The following is a 2,923-nucleotide window of genomic DNA, read 5'->3' as shown; positions in this document are numbered from 1 at the left end:
CACCCGGCACACCCGGCACACCAGGGGCACCCCCCGCGCCCGGAGCACCACCCCCAGCCCCCGGCACACCCGGTGCGCCCCCGTCGGCCCCAGCCCCCGGGACGCCCGGCGCGCCCCCGGCCTACGGCCACGGTGCGCCCAGCAACCAGCCCACCGTCGGCCCCGGTTATCTCGCCGTGCTGCGCTACCGCGCGCCGGACGGCTCCGAGCAGCAGCTCATGCGCCGTTCCGCCCCCGGCACCCCGCATCCGGAGTGGCAGATCATGCACGAGCTGCGGGCCATGAACGTACCGCCGCAGCAGGTGCTCGAACTGCACACCGAATTGGAGTCCTGCGCCCTGCCGGGCGGCTACTGCGCCCGGATGATCCGCGAGTCGTGGCCGCAGGTACGGATCAGCCACACCGCGTCGTACGGCCCGGACCACACCGCGCGACAGCAGGGCATGCGGCATCTTGTCGAGCACCAGGGCGAGCTGCACCAGGTGGCGGACGCTCCCCCCCGCCTCGCCCCGAACCGCGCGCCGTTGCCGCCACCGCACCAGATCCAGCCCGCCCCGCCGATTCCGCCGGACGGCATTGGGCAGGAGCTGATGCAGGCGTTCGGGCCGCAGGGCGTCTTCCGCTTCGACCAGCGGGCGGTGTCCCGCCAGGGCGTGCCGGACATCGTGGGCCAGGTGCTCGTCTGGGCGGGCATCCCGGTCGAGTTCGGACCGTTCTTCTGGGGCCAGGCGCAGCCCGGTCGTCCGGTGCCGACACTCGCCGAACTCGCCCAGGAGCGGGGCGTGCAGCCGGCGTCCGACGCGGGTTCGTACCTGGTGATGGGCAACGACTTCGGCAAGCAGTTGTGCGTGCAGTACGGCACCGCCCACATCGTCGCCGTGCCGCTGGAGGCCGGCCCCGGAGGCGGGCCGGCCACCCCGCAGTTCGTCAGCACCGGACTGCCCGAGTTCGTACGCTGCCTCGCGCTGCTGGGGCGGATGTGGCGGCTGCGGCACGGGCTCGACCCGGAGCAGGCGGGCCGGTGGACCGTCGATTTCCAGACACAACTCGCGATGCTCGACGGTGCGGCGCTGTCCGCGCCGGAGAACTGGTGGGCCGTGCTGCTCGAGCAGATGTGGGACGGGCTGCTTTAGGCCGAGCCAACTCAAGTCCGCCCAGGTCGGGCCTGGTCCGGCCTGGGCGGACGCCGTCCGTGACCGGTCGTCGGCCGGCGGGCGGCGGCCGGTCACGGACGTCAGCCGCTTTGGCACACCTCATCCGAAAGGGTGGCCTGGCCCGACGGTGAACCTTTCGTTCTCCGCCGAGGAGATGTTCCGATTACGGTTTCGCCGTACGGATATCGCATCCTGGAGTGATCACCGTCCTGGCGGGCGGGAGTTGGTCGCGGTCGCACCGTGACCAGCACTGCCACCAGAATGGAGTGCGCCCACGTGTCACCGAGTTAAGGGGCCCTCATGAGTGCGTCGTCGCCGCACGGATTCGTCGTCGTACGCCGCGGCTACCGTCCCGAGCAGGTCGACGGCAAGGTCTCGGATCTGCACGAGGAACGGGTCGAGGCCGAGGAACGGGTCTCCGCGCTGACCGTGCTGGAGAAGGAGCTGGCCGACGAGGCGGAGCGGCTGCGCACGCTGCTGGAGACGCTCACCCCGCAGACGTACGCGTCCCTCGGCCCTCGCGCACAGGAACTGCTGGCCACCGTCACCTCCGAGGGCGAGGACGTGCAGGCCGGCGGCGAGTCGGAGGCCCGCCGGCTCGCCGAGGAGAGCGAGACGGCGGCACAGGAGCTGCGGGAGGCGGCTCGTACGGCGGGCGAGGAGGTGCGCGCGGACGCGGAGGCGGACGCGGACCGTACGCTCGCCGCGAGCCGGGACGAGGCCGAGGAGTTGCGGGAGGCCGCCCGGAGCACAGCGGAGCAGACCCGGCAGGCCGCCTTGGACGCGCTGGACGAGATGGGCCGGCGCTGTTCCGAACTGCGTGCCGACCAGGAGCGCGACCACAAGCAGCGGACCGACACACTGGACCAGCAGCTGGCCGATCAGGAAGCCGACAACAACGCCCGAGTGGCGGAGCTGGACGAACAGGCGCGGCGCGTCCTGGTGGACGCGCAACGGGTTCACACGGACGCGGAGGAAGCCGCCCGGAGCGTGCGGGAGGAGGCCGAGTCACGCGCCTCCGGCATCCTCTCCGAGGCGCGCGCCCGGCAGCAGCGGATCGAGCGGGACTCGGACCGGCTGCGGGAGAAGCAGCGGGAGAAGGCCGAGAAGATGCGCGAGCACATGGAGCATGTCCGGAACAGTCTCGCGACGCTCGTCGGCAAGGGGGCCGACGTGCCGGTGGGTGCCGAGCCGGGTCAGTCCAACGGCGCCTGACCGCGGGCGCGCGGCCACGGTGCCCGTACCAGCACGCGGACCAGCGCCCGTACGGCGCCGGCTGGCACGTACGCGCACGTCAGCCGGGGATGACCGCCGACACCCGGAAGCCCCCCGCGTCGGTCGGCCCCGAGACGAAGGCGCCGCCGAGCGTGGTCACCCGCTCCCGCATCCCCACCAGGCCGTTACCGCCGCTGGGCAGGCCCGCGTCAACGCGTTCCGCTGCCGGCGCGTCGTTCTCCACCTGGAGCGCCACCTCGGCCTCCCGGTGCGCCAGCCGCACCCGCGTACGCGCTCCCGCGGCGTGCTTGTGCACGTTCGTCAGCGCCTCCTGCACCACCCGGTACGCCGTCTGCTCGACCCCCTCCGCGTACGCGCGGCGCGCGCCGTCCTCGGACAGCTCCACGCTCATCCCGGCCTCCCTGGACTGGGCGACCAGCAGGGTGAGTTCACTGAGCCGCGGACCCGCTCCGGAGGGCCGCACGCCGCCGCCCGCCGCCGTACCGGCGTCCCGGCCGGCGCGCGGCACCGAGCCAGCGGCCGGCTCCACGGCC

The 2,923-nt window shown here is 73.4% G+C and carries 3 protein-coding genes; 2 read left to right on the top strand and 1 reads right to left on the bottom strand.

Features of this window, described 5'->3' with window-relative positions; all coding sequences use genetic code 11:
• Both AN216_RS03280 and AN216_RS03275 read left to right on the top strand, forming a co-directional pair.
• The coding region (locus AN216_RS03280; RefSeq protein ID WP_170843013.1) for an SUKH-4 family immunity protein at positions 1-1,133 on the top strand (1,133 nt) is incomplete at its 5' end.
• Positions 1,134-1,454: 321 nt separating this feature from the next.
• Entirely contained in the window at positions 1,455-2,369 is a 915-nt protein-coding gene (locus tag AN216_RS03275; protein ID WP_070195063.1) for a hypothetical protein, read from the top strand.
• Between the two features lie 79 nt (positions 2,370-2,448).
• Here the strand turns inward: AN216_RS03275 and AN216_RS03270 are convergent.
• Positions 2,449-2,923 (bottom strand): ATP-binding protein (locus AN216_RS03270; RefSeq protein ID WP_476755922.1); only part of this gene is annotated, 475 nt, incomplete at its 5' end.

The organism is Streptomyces oceani (assembly GCF_001751245.1).
In the GTDB taxonomy this organism is placed as follows: Bacteria; Actinomycetota; Actinomycetes; order Streptomycetales; family Streptomycetaceae; genus Streptomyces; species Streptomyces oceani.
Note: the sequence above shows the minus strand (reverse complement) of the source record. Positions and strands in the feature narration are given on the sequence as shown.

Bases quoted from the DNA above. Each gene is read 5' to 3' on its own strand.
- AN216_RS03275 (WP_070195063.1), top strand. From the start codon at position 1,455: ATGAGTGCGTCGTCGCCGCACGGATTCGTCGTCGTACGCCGCGGCTAC.